An 18,247-nucleotide genomic window follows, 5' to 3' on the forward strand; every position below is an offset into this window, starting at 1 on the left:
GTTAACAATGAGTAATAATATCCAATACGGCTTTCATGTCGACGCAAGTAAATGTACTGGCTGCAAAACCTGCCAGATATCGTGTAAGGATCGTAAAGACCTTCCCGTGGGTATCAATTGGCGCCGGGTTTATGAATATGGTGGAGGACAATGGACAGAACATGGTGATGGTACTGTCAGCCAAAATGTATTTGCTTATTACATGTCTATCGGTTGTAACCACTGCTCCGAACCAGTATGTGTTAAGGCCTGCCCGACTGGCGCGATGCACAAGCGCCGCGAAGATGGCTTAGTCCATGTAGCAACGGATCTGTGTATCGGTTGTGAAAGCTGCGCGAGAGCCTGCCCATACGATGCGCCACAGATAGACAAAGAACGTAAGGTGATGACCAAATGCGATGGTTGCTATGAGCGTTTAGCCGAAGGTAAGCAGCCTTCATGTGTCGAGTCTTGCCCTATGCGTGCCATCGACTTCGGTCCAATGGAAGAGTTAAAGGCTAAGTACCCAGCGGCCATCAATCCCGATGTAGCCCCGCTGCCACAAAGCAGTGTGACGACACCCAACTTACTTATCACGCCTAACCGCCATTCTCGCCCAAGTGGCGCCACAGATGGAGATGTGTTGAACTACTCAGAAGTTTAACCCTGCTTGGTGCCATTCGTTTTGAATGGCATCTTTTTTGCTGTTATTTACGACACCTTTTAGCTACAAAAATGAGGTTAGCATGTCACTCCTTAGCGAAAATGAGATCCTTGAATATCAAGGCATTGCGCGCATTCTTCACAATGTGCTCTTTAACGACCCAACACCCGAGTTGATCCAAAGTTTTATAGAACACCATGCAGCCCAAAGCTGGCCACAGTTCACCGCATCAGAGCGAGAGACCTCGGGTCGGAAACTGCTCTTAGCTTATCTCGGTCAATGGACTAGCGAAAAACAACAAGCCTTAAAACTGGACTATGCACAACTATTCTATGGACCGGGTGAGCCCAATGCCGTGCCTTGGGGGTCGGTCTATCTGAGCGAGAGGCAACTCCTCAATGACAAGTCAACTCTGGCACTCAAAGCCTTCTATCAAGAACACGGGATCAGCTTCAAGCTAGAGACTAATCAACCGGTGGATCATATCGGTCTATTTTTCGCCGTGTTGGATCAGATGTTTAGTCAATGGACTCTAACTGAAGATAACGAGCCACTAACGCGCAGTTGCATGATCCTGCTACAGCAACACTTGTTACCCTGGTCAGACCGCTGCCTCGAACTCATGATTGAACATGCCGAAACTGATTTTTATCGCGGTATAGCATTGCTGACTCAAGCTTATTTAGAGGGACTGACTCAAAGATTAAATTTGCTGCCTATGACGGCACGCTTATATCGTTAATAGACAAGATTTCATAACGGGTGAGTTGATATGACATTCATTAAAGCGCTGGGTATGCAGTGGAATAAAGGGAAGCTGGCGCAACAGCTTGAGCAGGCTCTGATGCTGGAGCCTGAGATCCACTCTCTTTTTATCGGGGCAACCACAATCACCACCGTCTCCAATCTTATCGCAGCCATCGGCTTTCACGACTCAGAGACTCAAGAGCAGCCGCTCCCCCATGAGTTTATACTCACCATACTGTGCGACTGTTTTCGGCTATTGATGATCAAACAAATTGAACATGACAATTTAAGCCAGGCCGAACACCTGATCATGCAACTTGCAAACATCTGGGCAGCAAAAGAGTTGGATAACAAGCCAGGCAATGAACTCAACCAGACTCAATATCGAGAGGTACAACAACAGATCCTCAAACTGACCGAACAGCTCGAGATGCTCAATCGGCAGAGGCGGCTTCAAAAAAGAAACATGGGACGCTAGCTGAAACTCTACAAACTAATCGGAGGCCTAATGTTCTAACCTTACTACTCATGATGAGTATTTAGCGCTTGTAACAAGCTGAAGCTCAAACTGCTTTACCATCTATAGGAGCATTATTAGAACCGAATTTGACCAATTCAGCTCTTTTTATATCGGGAACATTACCTTAAATAATATTTCAACTTATCTTCTTGCTCCAGCAGACTCTGATACAAGGTAAATTGATTCGCTGCCCGCTCAAGGTTATGTCCTTGATGGTGTATTTGGAAATAGACGTCACCATTGAGATGATCGGTTAAGAATCGAACTCCGATCATCAAACACATCACTTTCGCGCCCAGCCACAAACTGCGGCGTTCAAGCTCCGATAAAATCGGCGCAAGCTCGACTAAGTAGCCTTTACAAATAGCAGCAAAAATAGACTCTCTCACCATCACTTTATCCAGTGTCGTCGAGTCCTCCTCTTCAGGGCTACAGAAGGTACGAACCATGTCGCCAAAGTCATACATCAAGTAGCCTTTCATGCAGGTATCAAGATCGATAATCGCCATACTGCTCATATCGCGCTTATCAAACAGCATGTTGTTGATCTTGGTATCATTATGACAAATACGTTGTGGTAAATTAGCTTCAACCTCTACCAGTTCTTGCAGTAACTCAGTTTGCCCCATCACCATATCAACCCAATGCTGACACTCTTGCAAACGCGCTTTGCCGTCTTTTGCAACGGCGTCAGACAGCTGTTCTATCCGTCCCGGGAGGTGATGAAAATGTGGGATCACATCTTCGAGTAATTCGGCGTTGAGATCGCTAAGCGAATAGGAAAAATGGCCAAATGCTTTGGCCGCAATCTCGGCGTGAGATTCAGTGCTAACAACGTCAACACTACGGCTGTTAGGCAGGTAATTAATAGCCCGCCAATAACCTTGTTCACCGAGATCTAAAGACAATGCGCCCTCTTGAGTTAACTCTGGAGAGACCACGTGTAACTGGTATTGCCCGGCTTGGCTTTTTGCCGCTAAATGTCGACTGATCCGCTCTGCATTATTGACCAAAGCATCCGGCGTAGTAAAAACTTGTGTATTGATTTTTTGCAGCACCAGCTCACCCGCTGGCCAACGTACCAAAAAAGTATGGTTTATATGACCATTACCCAATGGTGACACCTTGGCATTTTCCATCTGTTCGCCAAAATGCGACAAAACGTTTTGTCTTATAAAGTCAATCACCCAACACTCCAGTTCTCAGTCAATATTGTTGCTTCTACCTGTTTATCAGTCAGGTTTTTGGTGCAAATGCATTAGCGGCTATGTTTGCGGTACCGCTAATTTTTCCAATAGTTTACGTTTAACCCACTCGGCGTCTTCAGGGTAAGTCACTCCATACCAAGATTCTTGCGCCACACTGACATAAACATCTCGAGAGTCAGTGCTAGTATTACCTTGCTGTAAGCTAGTTTGCACCACACTGGGTAGATAACACTCACTTTTAGTGAGCCTACCGTGCTGTAGAATAAAACGGCTTAATTCAGTTTCGATAGCGGCAAAGATATCAGCTTTAAAGCCCCAACATGTCATCGACACCAACGCATCATTTCCAATTGCTGACCGTTTACCCTCGAGGGTGCCAACTAAACCATTGGCGTGCGATTGAATGTCTAGCCATTCTTCAACATCAACCAGTTTGCCATCCTCAACCTGACATAAACCCCGATTAACACCGCCATTATCAGACAAGGTCAAGTTGATCGGATAGGCCACCATCATCCAATCGTCAATGCTATTTAGTAGCCCTTCTGCCAGCAATACAAACGCGCTATCGCCATAAAAATCGTCAGCATTAATCACCGCCATTGGACCCGCTACCTGATTTCTTGCACTCCATAGAGCGTGTGCAGTACCCCATGGTTTTTTACGCAACGCTAAATCAGCGTATTTGATAACCGCTGCAGGTAGGTCATCGAGCGACTGCATACAGTAATCGCACACGAAATCGGCAGGTAACTTATCCGCTAATAGCGTATCTAACGTGTCGACCAACTCAGGTCGAATGACCAAGACGGCTTTGGTAAAGCCTGCTCGATATGCGCTTTGCAGTGATAACTCCAGCATGGTCTCACCATTAGGGCCGAGTGCAGCAAGCTGCTTATCGCCGCCAAAACGGGTACCTAAACCCGCCGCTAGAATAACCAAGGTTAAATCTGGCATTATTTTATCTACCAAGCGTCTAATCATCGCTGTTACAACACGACGTAGCGTATAAAGTTAAGGCGAAGCAGTTTAATGACTCTAATCACTAATTTCCACTAATACCCGATACAGCAGCTTATAAATAAGTAGAGAATGCCGCTACTTTACCAATCGCCGCTTGGCTACCTTTCAAACTAAAGTTATAGCCACACAAATTCACACTTCCTCGACGCGCCATATCGACAATAATCGCTTTGGTATCTAGCGGGGAAAAGCGTGCTTCAGTGCCAGTATCGGCTAGCAGATCGACCACAACGGTGCGATATTCGGTGCCGTTATTAAACTTAAGCGCCGAACAGCTTCTATCGCCCTTAGCGGTCGCAAGTGACCATAATTCTGTTGGCAAGCCCGTTTCACCCAGCCATCTTACGATGAGCACATCATCTTCAAGTACTAAGCTAAATCCATCTGGCAGAGTGGTAATTTCACGCTCTATTATCGGTGTATTAGCAATGTTGCTAACCTCGGCGATATCCTGCTCTGTGGCATTCACAGCATCAGTTGGAATAAGTGACCAAATGCTGAGCAACAGCATAACGAGCGTCAATGAAGCAACGGCAGAAAATGCTACCTTTTGATTGCTCATTAACCAATTTTGCATCTGAGTAAAGCGAACATTGCTCCTGTTTGACGGGCGCGATGTTTGCGGATCAGCAAATTCATTATCATTTTCTTCAACGGTTGGTTCAGTAAAAGTGGTTAAATCCGCTTCAGACTTATGATTGCTTAATGTCGGCTCCACTCGTACTCGAGCATTACTGGCCCTTGTATTGGCGCTGACTTTTATCGGCCCTGAGTAGCCTTGCTGGTATTGAGTGGCTGATGTAGCGGGCAAAATAGCGATATAACCAATAGCCAGTGCGGCAAAGAGCATAAAAGTGAGCAGCAGCATCACACTGTCGATATGTATCAATGTGAGCATCACTAAGATAAAGGGGGCGACCACCAATGCGGTCAGCCTAGGTGACTTACCACTATCACGTAGTCGCCTTAGGCTGGTTAATGTCAGTATTGGCGAAAGCAGCAGGCCAACTAAATACTGCACAGATGCAGTGCCAAATACCACCATAGCCAACAGCAAAGTAAAGAAAATCAAGCCGCTGATGCTTGCGAACCGCTGGCCGTTGTCGCGACCAATTAAACAAAAAAGTGCCGAGAACTGCATACCTTGATATACCTACCTTCTTCAATGGAATATGACTAAATAAGCGGATTTTACCCGCTTAACTACAAATCACGTTTGTCTTATGTTCAGGCGATAACATAAAAACTAAAAAAATAGCCTACCCAATTTGCCTGAAGATGTCAGTGTTTTAGGCATATACAGCGAAATTAATCTAAAAAACGAGGGCAAACATAAAATATTATCTCGCTTAAAGCGCATCACTAGCGCAAATATCACCCTAGACTGTATAATGCCCGGCTAAATCTTTTCACTCGCCCAAATGGGCTAAAGACCGGATACGTAAATCATGACTGCACGCGGGAACCTATTTATCCTCTCAGCGCCAAGTGGCGCAGGTAAATCATCACTGATATCGGCTCTGTTAAAAGACCAACCAGTTGATATGCAAGTATCTGTGTCGCATACCACCCGTCAACCTCGTCCAGGTGAAGAGAATGGCCTGCACTATCATTTTGTGGATCAAGATGAGTTTAAAGGCTTAATCGCTGAAAATGTTTTTTTTGAATGGGCCGAAGTTTTCAATAACTACTACGGTACTTCGCGTGTGACCATAGAACAAACACTTGCGAAAGGTATCGACGTTTTTCTCGATATCGACTGGCAGGGTGCTCAGCAAGTTAAAAAATTGATGCCTGAATCGATAGGAATATTTATTCTTCCCCCTTCAAAAGCTGAGCTAGAACGTCGCCTTACGGGTCGCGGACAAGATAGCCAAGAGGTGATCGATGGCCGCATGGCACAAGCTGTTTCAGAGATGTCACACTATAATGAATATGACTTTGTTTTAGTAAATGATAATTTTGATAAGGCGCAGGCTGATCTTTTAGCGATCATTCGCAGTCAAAGACTAACCTCTGCTAGCCAAATTCATACGCAAAATGATATGATTAAAGATCTGTTGGCAGACTAGCTGTCTTCATGTACAATTTTGCGTCATTTTTTCAATCGATAAAACCACTGGAGTTTCCACACATGGCTCGCGTAACTGTAGAAGATGCCGTAAATAAAATCGGCAACCGTTTTGACATGATTCTGATTGCCGCGCGTCGTGCTCGCCAAATCGCCGTGCAGGGTAAAGACCCTATGGTTGACGAAGAGAACGACAAGCCAACAGTTATCGCCCTGCGCGAAATCGAGCTAGGTTTAGTCACAGCTGATACTTTGGATGCCGATGAGCGCCAAACAGTTCGTGAACGTGAAGCTGCTGAAATTGCTGCTGTTGCTGCCATCGCTGAAGGCCGTAACGCTATATAAGGAGTAGAGTCACTTGTATCTGTTTGAAGGTCTCAAGGAGTCTGCGTCAGGTTATTTAGAACCTGAACAGGTAGAATTACTCAAGCAGGCCTATCAGGTGGCGCGCGATGCCCATGAAGGTCAGATGCGCACGAGTGGCGAACCTTATATTACCCATCCGGTTGCGGTCGCCCGCATCCTGGCCGATATGCGTCTCGATCATGAGACGCTTATGGCCGCACTCTTACATGACACTATCGAAGACACCCCTGTTACCAAAGAGGAACTGGCTGAAACGTTCAGTGAGTCTATTGCTGAATTGGTTGAAGGTGTATCTAAGCTAGACAAGCTAAAATTTCGCGATAAGAAAGAAGCCCAGGCCGAAAACTTCCGCAAAATGATGATGGCAATGACACAAGATATACGTGTCATCTTAATCAAGCTTGCCGATAGAACCCACAACATGCGCACCTTAGGTGCCCTACGGCCCGATAAGCGCCGTCGTATCGCCCGTGAAACCCTCGAGATTTACGCCCCTATCGCCAACCGTCTTGGTATTCATAATATTAAGAGTGAGTTAGAGGATTTAGGTTTTCATGCCTACTATCCGATGCGTTATCGTGTATTAAAAGAGGTGGTAAAAGCCGCACGAGGCAACCGAAAAGAGCTTATTCAACGTATCGAAGCTGCTGTTGCAACACGATTAGATGACACAGGCATTGAAGGCACAGTTCAAGGCCGTGAAAAGAACCTCTATTCCATCTACAACAAGATGCGTAATAAAGAACTGCAGTTCCAAGAAGTCATGGATATCTATGCCTTCAGAGTCATCGTTGACTCAATCGACACCTGCTACCGCGTAATGGGCGCCATGCATGGCCTCTATAAGCCGCGTCCTGGTCGATTCAAAGATTATATCGCTATCCCTAAGGCCAACGGCTATCAATCATTGCATACTTCACTTTTTGGTCCTCACGGCGTGCCGGTTGAGATCCAAATTCGTACTGAAGATATGGATCAAATGGCAGATAAAGGGGTGGCAGCACATTGGTTATACAAGAAAGGTAGCTCTGCAGACCAAGGGACGACGACGCAAGTTCGTGCCCGTAAGTGGATGCAAAGCCTACTTGAGCTACAACAAAGCGCCAGCACCTCTTTTGAGTTTGTGGAGAACTTTAAGACAGAGTTGTTCCCAGAAGAGATCTACGTATTTACCCCAGAAGGTCGCATCTTAGAGCTACCCGTTGGTGCTACTGCGGTCGATTTTGCCTATGAAGTGCATACCGATGTCGGTAACACTTGCGTTGGCGCTCGGGTGAACCGCCAAGCCTATCCATTAAGCCAGCCACTAATTTCAGGTCAAACTGTTGAGATCATTATCGCTAAGGGCGCCCGTCCAAATGCGGCCTGGCTCAACTTTGTCGTCACCGGTAAGGCGCGCGCTAAAATACGTCAGTTACTTAGAAGCCTCAAAGAGGAAGACGCTATTTTGCTGGGTAAGCGCCTTTTAAACCATGCGCTAGGCGAAACCAAGTTAGATCATTTGTCTAAAGAGCAGATCGACAAAGTGGTTAATGATACCAAGCACGATACGCTTGATGAGCTGCTGGCTGATATTGGCCTTGGTAATGCGATGAGCATTGTGATCGCCCAGCGTTTACGTGGCGACCAAGTCGACGCGCAAGTGCCAAAAGAATCCCATACTATGCCTATTCGTGGCGCTGAAGGTATGTTGGTTACTTTTGCTAACTGTTGTCGCCCTATCCCTGGTGATGCGGTTATAGCTCACGTCAGCCCAGGTAAGGGCTTAGTGGTGCATATGGAAAGCTGCGCCAATATTCGTGGTTACCAAGGCGAACCTGATAAGTATATTCCTGTGCAGTGGGATAGTGCCGAGGGTGTTGAATACCAGGCAAACCTACGCGTAGAGATAGTAAACCACCAAGGTGCACTCGCTAAAATCACCTCTATTGTGGCCGCTGAAGGTTCCAATATTCATAACTTAACCACAGAAGAGCGAGATGGGCGGGTATTCCTCATCAACCTGCGCATCTCTGTGAGAGATCGTATTCATTTAGCCAACGTGATGCGCCGCATTAGGGTGCTCCCTGAAGTGCTGCGAACATCGCGTAACCGCTAACGAATTTAACCTAAACATTAGTTTACTTAATACAGATAAAGGGATAATCATGGCAGAGAAGATCATCATTGCTACCGACAAAGCACCACAAGCTATCGGCACCTATTCTCAAGCAGTAAAAGTAGGCAGCACCGTTTATTTATCGGGTCAGATCCCACTGAACCCAGAAACGATGCAGATGGTGAGTGACGAGTTTGATGCGCAAGTAGTACAGGTTTTTGAAAACCTGACTGCAGTCTGTGCAGCAGCTGGTGGTTCATTAAGCGATATTGTTAAGCTCAACATCTTCATGACCGACTTAAGCAATTTTGCCACTGTAAACGAAATTATGGGTCGCTATTTTGAGCAACCTTATCCAGCTCGTGCCGCTATCGGCGTCAGTCAGCTACCGAAAGGTTCGCTAGTCGAGATGGATGGTGTAATGGAAGTTTAATCCATTACACTAGAAAACGGGCGCTACGGCGCCCTTTTTTATTGATCACATTTAAGAAGAACCCCATGAGTCCTGAACGCTTCGCCCGCATCAACCAGATGCTAGACAATCGCCAACCCGATCTCACCCTTTGCCTAGACACTGTGCATAAAAGCAATAACATTGCGGCGGTGATCCGCAGTGCTGACGCAGTCGGGATCCATGAAGTTCATGCGGTCTGGGCCGAGTTAGAGATGCGTGTCTCTGGCAATACTGCATCTGGCAGTCAACAGTGGGTTAAAACTCAAGTTCATCACACAATGGACCATGCGGTAGAAGAGTTTCGTCGCCAAGATATGCAGATTTTAGCCACTACGTTTTCACCGACAGCGGTCGATTTTCGCGAAATAGATTACACCCGTCCGACGGCCATTATTTTGGGTAATGAGCGTGATGGTGTCAGCGCCGAAGGTATCGCTGCGGCCGATCAACATATCATCATTCCAATGATCGGCATGGTGCAGTCATTAAATGTTTCGGTTGCAGGCGCACTTATTGTATATGAAGCGCAGCGCCAACGAGAAGCTGCTGGCATGTATGGCACTCGCAAGCTTGATGATGCCTACTGCCAAATAAAATTGTTTGAACAAGGCCATCCTATTTACGCCAAAGCGTGCCGTCGTAAAAAGCTCGCCTACCCTGCGATTGATGAAACTGGCCAAATTGTGGCTGATGAGCAGTGGTGGCAAAAAATGCGCGAACCGTCTGCGTAGCAGCATCACCTCCAAAAATATTCAACAAGTGCTGGTCAGCCAGGCTAGCACTTACCTATACCCATCCTACTTGAAGATGGGTATATAAAGCCCTTCGATTCACCTACCACTCTTCTAATACCAATTGCATTAGGTATTTAATCAATTCAGAAGCGCTCAAGCTTTTCAATTCAAGACGCATTGACGACAGAATGGTTATTCCCTTGTGAGCCAATGCAAAGCAGAAATGGAATGCGTGAGCGCTTCCCGTAGGGTGGGTTTCAAAGCGCTGCATGCTACGCCGAAAAATCTTGATATAGAATAACTATTAGCTTCAAGTTCCCGGCTTGCCTTCATCGCTTTGAATTCCCACTGAATGAACAGATACTGAATGCAATTGGTATAAATCCAAGGCACGCTTTAACAGCATCATTGCGATAAATTGTAACGAGCGTTTGAAAAAGTTGTCATAGATCACATTTTTCGCCATACTCGATATTAATACCAATCAATATAAGAATTTGATCTACTCAGAGCTGTTTTTGGCAAACTAATTCAAGGCGAACAACTGAAAGAATGGTTGTTCCCTTGTGAAGTTGTTCAACACAGAAATAGGCAGCCAAAAACGCTCCAGGGTGGCGAGTTTTAGCGATTCTGATGTTGTGTTAACGAGTTTAACCGTAGAACAACTATGCTCTTCACTCGTTGCCTTACCTCAGAATCGCTAAACTCTCGCTGAGCGACCAAATGTTTATACTGATTGGTATAAAACAGTCTATTAAACGAACGATTAAAACAAGTATTGAGCTACAGACTGAATTGGAATTAACGATAATCAATATGGAATTGCCATGGAACCCTCTAAGAAAACCCCAATTGAGATGCTTGAACATTGGGTTGAAAAACAAGGCGATCAAGTATATCTAAAGCAGCCTATTGACGGTCAATATAAGACTTTTACGTGGCGCGATGTACAAACTAAAATGCAGCAAATTTCTGGTGCACTTAGACACCTAGGCCTAAATCCAGGTGACAAAGTTGCCATTCTTTCTAAAAACTGTGCCGAGTGGTTTATCACTGATCTAGCCCTTATGCATGGCGGTTATATTAGCGTTCCTATTTATCCAACGGCCAATGCAGATACCATCCGCTACACGCTTGAGCACAGTGAATCAAAAGCGATATTCATCGGTAAGTTAGATTACTGGGCCGACCAAGAGGCTGGCGTTGGTGGTGAAATTTTACGTATGGCTATGCCTTACGACACCATGCCGGCCCAATATCATTGGGATAAACTACTGACTCTTGGCCAGCCTCTAATTGATGCGCCGCTGCCAACGCTTGAACAGATCATGACGCTGGTTTACACCTCTGGCTCAACAGGTAAGCCTAAGGGCGCGATTCAAACTTTTGCCAGTTATGCTTGGACCTGCAACGCCGTAGTGCGCGATCTCAAAACCGATGGTGAAGATAGACTAATTTCATATCTACCACTAGCACACATCACTGAGCGTGTGGCGATGGAAGGCTCTTCATTCTATTCTGGTAGCAGTGTGGCCTTTGTTGAGAGTCTCGATAGCTTTGTCGCCGATGTGCAGCGTGCCAGACCCACTGTCTTTTTCTCAGTGCCTCGCCTTTGGAGCCTATTTCAGAAGAATATTATCGATAAGATTGGCGCCAGCAAGCTCAACTTGTTACTTAAAGTGCCCATTATCAGCGGTATCGTAAAGCGCAAAATTCATGCAGGCCTTGGTCTTGAGCATTGTCATTTACTCGGCTCTGGTTCGGCGCCAATTCCGCCCTCACTGGTGAGTTGGTACCACAAGATTGGTCTCAATATTAGTGAGGCTTGGGGCATGACTGAAAACTGCGCTTATTCAATCATTAACCACCCATTTGACGCCCGTAAAATTGGCACGGTTGGTCATGCAGTTGAAGGCTGCACCATTAAGCAGACAGATGTTGGTGAGTTAATGGTTAAGAGCCCTGGATTGATGCAAGGTTATTACAAGCAACCTGAAGAGACAGCCGCTTGTTTTGACGCAGAGGGTTATTTCTACACTGGCGATCTAGTCAATATTGATGCCGACGGTTGTGTCACTATTACTGGCCGGGTGAAAGATAACTTTAAGACCTCTAAAGGTAAGTACGTTGCTCCCGTACCTATTGAGCGTAAACTCGCACAAGACCTACATGTCGAGATGATTTGCGTCATTGGCTCAGGCCTACCGCACCCAATTGCATTGGTGCAATTATCTGAAGGTGCATCACTACAGCCTAGAGAAGAGATAAAAGCATCACTGAAAAACACTTTAGATGCAGTTAATCCTCATCTAGAGTCCCACGAAACGGTTGATGCGATTATCGTGGTCACCGATAAATGGGATGTCGACAATGATGTATTGACCCCAACGTTAAAGATTAAGCGCCATGTGTTGGAGAAAGCATTCAGCGAAAAAGTCGATGGTATTCGTGGCGGTAAGATCTGCTGGGAAGATGAAATCTAACAATTAGTGGCAGGATATCTTTGTCATTTAACAGCACACCTTTTGGTGTGCTGTTCCATATCAGATAGAGAAATGGGTCTAATGACTATTAGCCCAAGTTCGAGCTAAATAAACTATATTTAATGACCATTTACTGTTTTTTTTGTTGTGCTCTTTAAAAAAAAACCTATCCTAGCCTCCCTTTTATTTCATCTATAAGTAGTGCTTAATTATGTTTATTTGGTTGTCGATTATCGGCGGATTTGTCATTTTGACTGTAGGCGCTGAATCTTTAGTGAGAGGTGCCAGTAACATCGCCTTAAAACTTGGCCTATCTCCGTTAATCATCGGCTTAACCATTGTCGCCTTTGGCACCAGTGCACCAGAGCTCGCAGTAAGCATTAAGTCCGCTGTTGCGGGTAATAGCGGTATTGCATTAGGCAATGTGATTGGCTCAAACATTGCCAACATTGGTCTTATCCTCGGCATTACAGCCCTTATTCGGCCGATTAAGATTGAATCGCAAATGGTCAAGCGCGACATTCCAATTATGATCGCAGCATCAGTACTATTTTGGGGCTTACTGCTCGACGGTGGATTGAGCTTTACTGATGGCGCAATTCTTTCAGCGCTACTCATTGCCTATTTGAGCTACAGCTATTTCACAGCCGAAAAACAAGCTCCTGCTGAAGATACAGAGGAAAATCAAAGTCAGTGGTTATCCATCCTATTTATCATTGTTGGTATTAGCATGTTGGTTGGCGGTGGTATTTTGTTTGTTGATGGTGCAGTTGCACTGGCTCAATCGTTCGGGATCAGCGAAATCATCATCGGGCTAACAATAGTGGCTATTGGCACTAGCATGCCAGAATTGGTGACCTCCATTGTGGCTGCGCTAAAGGGACAGAGCGATATTGCCATCGGCAACGTCGTCGGTTCCAACCTATTCAATATTTTGGGGATCTTGGGCGTTACTGCCGTTATTCATCCCATTATTGGCAACGACATTAATTCACTAGATTGGTTAGTCATGATAGGCCTAGCAGCCCTTCTACTACCATTTGCCTATACAGGTCTGCGAATTGGTCGTCGTGAAGGTAGCATCTTGGTTTTAAGTTATTTGCTTTACATCGGCTACTTAATCTCTCAAGCATAATTACCTCCTTATTAATAATGACAATTGTCATCGCTATCTGATGACGTTTGTGTCTGCAAAAGAACTTCGCAATCTTCAATAATAGCCCTGTACCCAATACAGGGCTCAAAAGGAGATTGATATGAAATCACTACTACTGGTTACTACAATGGCCATCACTAGCCAATTTGCTCAAGCTGACAGTACTGCTACAAGTATTAACGCTATCGATACGGCAGCTAACCACATGGATGTTAAAAGCCTCCAGTCGCTTACCCAGCAAGGCGGGGATTACCTACAAGCATACGCAGGCTATAGACTCGCCATTAGTGCCAATATTCTCGGCCAACGTGAGCTTGCAATGAGTGCTCTTGAATCAGCAAAAGACACACTTGAACCACTAACGGCCTCGAGCGCCGACGCCGACAACCTCGCCCTGCTATCATCAGTTTATGGCATGCTTATCGGCTTAGATAATAGCAAAGGTGCCGTATATGGTGCCAAGGCAGGCGCCGCAATAACACAAGCAAAAGCACTGGACCCCAGCAATCCTCGAGTGCTACTGGTTCAAGCAATCACCGCCTTTAACACCCCAGAGATGTACGGTGGCAGCAAACAGCGTGCTGTCGATTTAAGCAGCAAAGCCATTGAGCTTTACACAATTCCCTGTGATAACATTTGCTGGGGACACGCTGAGGCTTACACTTGGCGAGGACTAGCGAAGCAGAATTTAGGCGATGTTGATGGGGCAATAGCAGACTGGCAGCAAGCCTTAGTTATTGAAAATGACTACAGTTGGGCACAGTTTCTACTGCAGCAAAATAGCCAAAGCGCCAAGCGACAATAGGGCTAGCTGGAGAGCCACTATAATGGCTCTCTTAGATAAAAGGAGTTTGTCATGACCGAGTCAACCAAATCAACAGAAGACAAATTGGCTTGGGTTTACCTAGTCAACTTGGTTTTTTATCTTATCCCCATCTTCGTTACAAAAATGCTGCCTTGGCAGATAGCCTTAAGCTTAGCGGCTTTAATCCCTTTTGTTTATTGCTATTTCTGGGCTTACCGTTCAACCACCGCAAAAGCTTATCAGCCTATTCTGGCAATGATAGCCATCGCCGTATTGATCACGCCGATTAATACTGGTTCATTGTCGCTATTCACCTTTGCTGGTTTCTTTATCGGTTTTTTCTATCCGCTAAGAACGGCCATCTACAGCCTGCTAGCGCTAATAGGTCTACTGTCACTGGTCAATGCTGGTCTCAATTTTGACCATTACTATTGGGTCATTTATGGTGCAGGCCTCATAGCAGGCGTCGGACTATTTGGGGTCGCTGAGCGCAAACGCGTCGAACATAAATGCCAACAGCAAAAAAGCCAATCAGAGATCCAACAACTTGCTACCATGCTAGAGCGTGAACGCATTGCTCGCGATCTACACGACATCATGGGGCATAGTCTTTCATCCATTTCGTTGAAAGCCGAGTTAGCCGAAAAACTGATTGCCAACAATAATATTGATCAAGCACGCCAGCAGTTAATCGAGCTTAATACAATTGCTAGAGATAGCTTGAGCCAAATAAGACAAACCGTCTCAGGCTATAAGCACAAGGGCCTTTCAGCCAGTGTGACTCAGCTGTGCCAAACATTACGAGACAAGGGCTTAATTGTCACTCTTGAGGGTGAAATCCCCAAGCTTGAACCCGAGTTAGAAACCCAGTTAATTTTAAGTTTAACCGAGCTTTGCAGCAATATTGTTCGCCATAGTAAGGGCAGTCACTGTGAAATACAGTTTGAGCAAACCACAACTGAACTGCGTATTGCCATTACAGATGATGGTTGTCCAAGCAAGATAGAGCAAGGCAATGGGCTTATTGGTATCAATGAAAGATTAGCCAAATTTCAGGGCGTATTGTCTTGGAGTTTAACCCCTAAATGCCAATTTACCATTAGCGTACCAGCACAAGCCTAGCCATAAGGATCAGAACAGTAATGAGAATTTTGTTAGCGGAAGATCAAGCCATGGTAAGAGGTGCTTTGTCCGCCTTACTGTCTTTAGGCGGAGAGTTTGAAATAACCCAAGCCGCCAATGGTGATGAAGCGTTAGCGCAATTAAAAAAGGCCGAGTTTGACCTGCTGCTCACCGATATTGAAATGCCAGGGCGCACCGGACTGGAACTCGCCAGTTGGTGCCAACAAAACAGGCCCAGTCTTAAAATCGTCATTATCACCACCTTCGGCAGAGCTGGTTACATAAAACGCGCCATTGAGGCCGGTGTCGGGGGGTTTCTGTTGAAAGATGCCCCGTCTAACACCCTCATAAAAGCCATCAACCAAGTGATGCAGGGTAAACGGATAATAGATCCCGAGCTAGCAATCATGGCGATAGGTGAAGTGGATCCACTCAATGACAAAGAGCGCCGCGCATTAAGGCTCGCCAGCGATGGAAAATCTACTGCAGAGATCGCTAAGCTACTCTTTATCGCTGAAGGCACCGTGAGAAACTATCTGTCAGAGGCTATCAGTAAACTGCATGCGACTAATCGTATTGATGCAGCCAGAATTGCACAGCAAAAAGGTTGGTTATAATAAACAAAAGTCCTGCTAATTTGCGAAAAATGATTTCTCTGATAATATATGTATAAATTTACAGTACTTTGGTGCTAAACGTTTGCAAAGACTCGATCTTGTACCTATAACAGAACTCAAGGGCGTCGCTAAAAAGATGGCCGAGAGATTAGCTAAGCTGGATATTACAACAGTGCAAGATCTGTTGTTTCATCTGCCGCTACGTTATGAAGATCGTACTCAGATCTACCCGATTGCTTCACTCTACCCCGGCAGTTACGGCACCATTGAAGCGGTGATCCAATCAAGCCAGGTGATCCAAGGTCGCAAACGTATGCTGACCTGTACGGTACGAGATGATACAGGCAGCTTAACGCTACGATTTTTCAACTTTTCTGCGGCTCAACGAAACAGCTTTGAAGCTGGCACCGTTATTCGAGCCTATGGTGAAATTCGCCGCAGTAAGCATTTTTGTGAAATTATTCATCCTGAGTACAAACTAGTATCACCGGAAGATACGGCGCCGTTAAGCGACACGTTAACCCCTGTATACCCGACCACTGAGGGCCTTAAGCAGGCGAGTTGGATAAAGTTAACCGAGCAAGCATTAATAATGTTGGCAGACGGTGGCTTGCCAGAGCTATTGCCTAATAATCTTCAGCCTAACCAGATGCAACTCAAACAGGCGTTGCAGTTACTGCATCGTCCCAATAACCAAGTCTCACTGTTTGATCTTGAACAGGGTACACACCCAGCACAGCAACGTCTTATCCAAGAGGAACTACTGGCCCACAACTTGAGTATGCTACGCCTGCGCCAGCGCACTCGCCGAGATAAAGCCGTTAGCATGTCGGCCACAGGTCAGCTGTTAAATCCATTTCTGGCATCATTACCTTTTAAACCAACGGGCGCACAACAACGCGTCGGCGCTGATATCACCCTCGATCTTGAAAAAGCTGAGCCGATGATGCGACTCGTTCAGGGCGACGTGGGATCAGGTAAAACCTTAGTTGCAGCGCTAGCCGCATTGCAGGCGATCGAAAGCGGTTATCAAGTTGCCATGATGGCGCCAACCGAGTTACTCGCGGAGCAGCATGTTATTAATTTCAAAAGCTGGTTTGAGCCTTTAGGCTTAAAAGTGGGTTGGTTAGCAGGAAAATTAAAAGGCAAAGCCAGAGCAGAGTCTTTAGCCGACATAGAGTCTGGTGCCGCCAATATGGTCATTGGCACCCATGCTATATTTCAAGAACAGGTGGTATTCAATAAGCTCGCATTGATTATCATCGATGAGCAACATCGATTTGGTGTACATCAGCGCCTAGGTCTGCGAGAAAAAGGCGTTAGTCAGGGCTTTCATCCGCACCAGCTGATTATGACGGCAACGCCGATCCCGCGCACCTTGGCCATGACCGCCTATGCAGATTTAGATACCTCTATCATCGATGAACTACCACCTGGACGCACACCCGTCACTACGGTCGCTGTATCAGATCAACGTCGAGAAGAGGTTATCAGCCGAGTGCGTCAAGCGGCGGTAAATGACAATCGCCAAGCCTACTGGGTCTGTACGCTAATTGAAGAGTCAGAGGCACTCGAATGCCAAGCGGCAGAAGATACCGCTGCAGAGCTTAAAATTGCCTTACCAGAATTAAACGTTGGGCTAGTGCATGGTCGAATGAAATCCGCAGAAAAACAGCAGATTATGGCCAGTTTTAAGGCTGGAGACATACAACTACTGGTCGCTACAACAGTGATCGAAGTCGGCGTTGATGTACCTAATGCCAGCCTGATGATTATTGAAAATCCAGAACGTCTAGGCTTAGCACAACTGCATCAGCTTAGAGGACGTGTGGGGCGAGGCGCCATTGCCAGCCATTGCCTACTTATGTATAAACCGCCACTCTCAGCTACTGCCACCAAAAGACTTGGCGTTCTTAGGCAGAGTAACGACGGTTTTGTGATCGCCCAGCGTGACTTAGAGATCCGCGGCCCAGGTGAAGTGCTCGGCACCAAGCAAACTGGTGTAGCCGATATGAAGATTGCCGACTTAATGCGAGATCAAGCGTTAATCCCACATGTACAAAAGCTTGCTCCACATGTGATGCAGCAAGCGCCGGGCAGTGTCGATGCCATAATTCAGCGCTGGCTTGGCGATCGAGAACAGTTTGTTCAAGCATAAGTTGTAGCAATAACGTATACGCAGCAGCGACTTGTCGCCATG

At 46.0% G+C, this 18,247-nt stretch carries 17 protein-coding genes; 14 read left to right on the forward strand and 3 right to left on the reverse strand.

Annotation, left to right across the window (positions count from 1 at the left end; genetic code table 11):
• Positions 1-7 precede the first annotated feature (7 nt).
• The 3 genes from JK628_RS20555 to JK628_RS20565 all read left to right on the forward strand — a co-directional run bounded on the left by JK628_RS20555 (position 8) and on the right by JK628_RS20565 (position 1,868).
• Entirely contained in the window at positions 8-643 is a 636-nt protein-coding gene (locus JK628_RS20555) for a DMSO/selenate family reductase complex B subunit (RefSeq protein ID WP_202286765.1), read from the forward strand.
• Positions 644-725: 82 nt separating this feature from the next.
• Positions 726-1,385 (forward strand): TorD/DmsD family molecular chaperone, encoded by a 660-nt coding sequence (locus tag JK628_RS20560; protein WP_202286766.1) that lies wholly within the window; start codon positions 726-728, stop codon positions 1,383-1,385.
• Positions 1,386-1,415: 30 nt separating this feature from the next.
• Positions 1,416-1,868, forward strand: coding sequence for a hypothetical protein (locus tag JK628_RS20565; RefSeq protein WP_202286767.1), 453 nt, complete (start codon positions 1,416-1,418; stop codon positions 1,866-1,868).
• Between the two features lie 161 nt (positions 1,869-2,029).
• On the opposite strand, the gene JK628_RS20570 is transcribed toward JK628_RS20565, so the two are convergent.
• From JK628_RS20570 to JK628_RS20580, 3 genes are all read right to left on the reverse strand, one after another.
• Complete coding sequence (locus JK628_RS20570; protein ID WP_202286768.1) at positions 2,030-3,097, reverse strand: phosphotransferase enzyme family protein; 1,068 nt, start codon at positions 3,095-3,097, stop codon at positions 2,030-2,032.
• 78 nt (positions 3,098-3,175) lie between these two features.
• Positions 3,176-4,075 (reverse strand): NTP transferase domain-containing protein, encoded by a 900-nt coding sequence (locus JK628_RS20575; RefSeq protein WP_443019979.1) that lies wholly within the window; start codon positions 4,073-4,075, stop codon positions 3,176-3,178.
• Positions 4,076-4,193: 118 nt separating this feature from the next.
• The gene (locus tag JK628_RS20580) at positions 4,194-5,282 is read right to left on the reverse strand and encodes a DUF805 domain-containing protein (RefSeq protein WP_202286769.1); all 1,089 of its coding nucleotides are present in this window, start codon (positions 5,280-5,282) and stop codon (positions 4,194-4,196) included.
• A gap of 307 nt (positions 5,283-5,589) precedes the next feature.
• Between JK628_RS20580 and gmk the strand changes: the two genes are divergently transcribed.
• The 11 genes from gmk to recG all read left to right on the forward strand — a co-directional run bounded on the left by gmk (position 5,590) and on the right by recG (position 18,205).
• Positions 5,590-6,213 carry a guanylate kinase gene (gene gmk, locus JK628_RS20585; RefSeq protein ID WP_202286770.1) on the forward strand — a complete coding sequence of 208 codons (624 nt, stop codon included), beginning with the start codon at positions 5,590-5,592 and terminating at the stop codon, positions 6,211-6,213.
• A gap of 62 nt (positions 6,214-6,275) precedes the next feature.
• Positions 6,276-6,557, forward strand: coding sequence for a DNA-directed RNA polymerase subunit omega (gene rpoZ / locus JK628_RS20590; RefSeq protein ID WP_202286771.1), 282 nt, complete (start codon positions 6,276-6,278; stop codon positions 6,555-6,557).
• 13 nt (positions 6,558-6,570) lie between these two features.
• Complete coding sequence (gene spoT / locus JK628_RS20595; protein ID WP_202286772.1) at positions 6,571-8,676, forward strand: bifunctional GTP diphosphokinase/guanosine-3',5'-bis pyrophosphate 3'-pyrophosphohydrolase; 2,106 nt, start codon at positions 6,571-6,573, stop codon at positions 8,674-8,676.
• Between the two features lie 49 nt (positions 8,677-8,725).
• Positions 8,726-9,109, forward strand: coding sequence for a RidA family protein (locus JK628_RS20600; RefSeq protein ID WP_202286773.1), 384 nt, complete (start codon positions 8,726-8,728; stop codon positions 9,107-9,109).
• A 65-nt stretch (positions 9,110-9,174) separates the two neighbouring features.
• Complete coding sequence (trmH, locus tag JK628_RS20605) at positions 9,175-9,861, forward strand: tRNA (guanosine(18)-2'-O)-methyltransferase TrmH (RefSeq protein ID WP_202286774.1); 687 nt, start codon at positions 9,175-9,177, stop codon at positions 9,859-9,861.
• A gap of 830 nt (positions 9,862-10,691) precedes the next feature.
• Positions 10,692-12,347, forward strand: coding sequence for an AMP-binding protein (locus tag JK628_RS20610; RefSeq protein WP_202286775.1), 1,656 nt, complete (start codon positions 10,692-10,694; stop codon positions 12,345-12,347).
• Between the two features lie 211 nt (positions 12,348-12,558).
• The gene (locus JK628_RS20615; protein ID WP_202286776.1) at positions 12,559-13,482 is read left to right on the forward strand and encodes a calcium/sodium antiporter; all 924 of its coding nucleotides are present in this window, start codon (positions 12,559-12,561) and stop codon (positions 13,480-13,482) included.
• A 121-nt stretch (positions 13,483-13,603) separates the two neighbouring features.
• A complete protein-coding gene (locus JK628_RS20620; RefSeq protein ID WP_202286777.1) occupies positions 13,604-14,308 on the forward strand; it encodes a hypothetical protein in 705 nt (234 codons plus the stop codon).
• 51 nt (positions 14,309-14,359) lie between these two features.
• Positions 14,360-15,430 (forward strand): sensor histidine kinase, encoded by a 1,071-nt coding sequence (locus tag JK628_RS20625; RefSeq protein WP_202286778.1) that lies wholly within the window; start codon positions 14,360-14,362, stop codon positions 15,428-15,430.
• A gap of 20 nt (positions 15,431-15,450) precedes the next feature.
• Positions 15,451-16,047 carry a response regulator transcription factor gene (locus JK628_RS20630; RefSeq protein ID WP_202286779.1) on the forward strand — a complete coding sequence of 199 codons (597 nt, stop codon included), beginning with the start codon at positions 15,451-15,453 and terminating at the stop codon, positions 16,045-16,047.
• An 82-nt stretch (positions 16,048-16,129) separates the two neighbouring features.
• Positions 16,130-18,205, forward strand: a complete 2,076-nt coding sequence (gene recG / locus JK628_RS20635) for an ATP-dependent DNA helicase RecG (protein WP_202286780.1) — start codon at positions 16,130-16,132, stop codon at positions 18,203-18,205.
• The last annotated feature ends 42 nt before the right edge of the window (positions 18,206-18,247 follow it).

Origin of the sequence: Shewanella sp. KX20019, from assembly GCF_016757755.1 — a bacterium.
Taxonomy (GTDB): Bacteria; Pseudomonadota; Gammaproteobacteria; order Enterobacterales; family Shewanellaceae; genus Shewanella.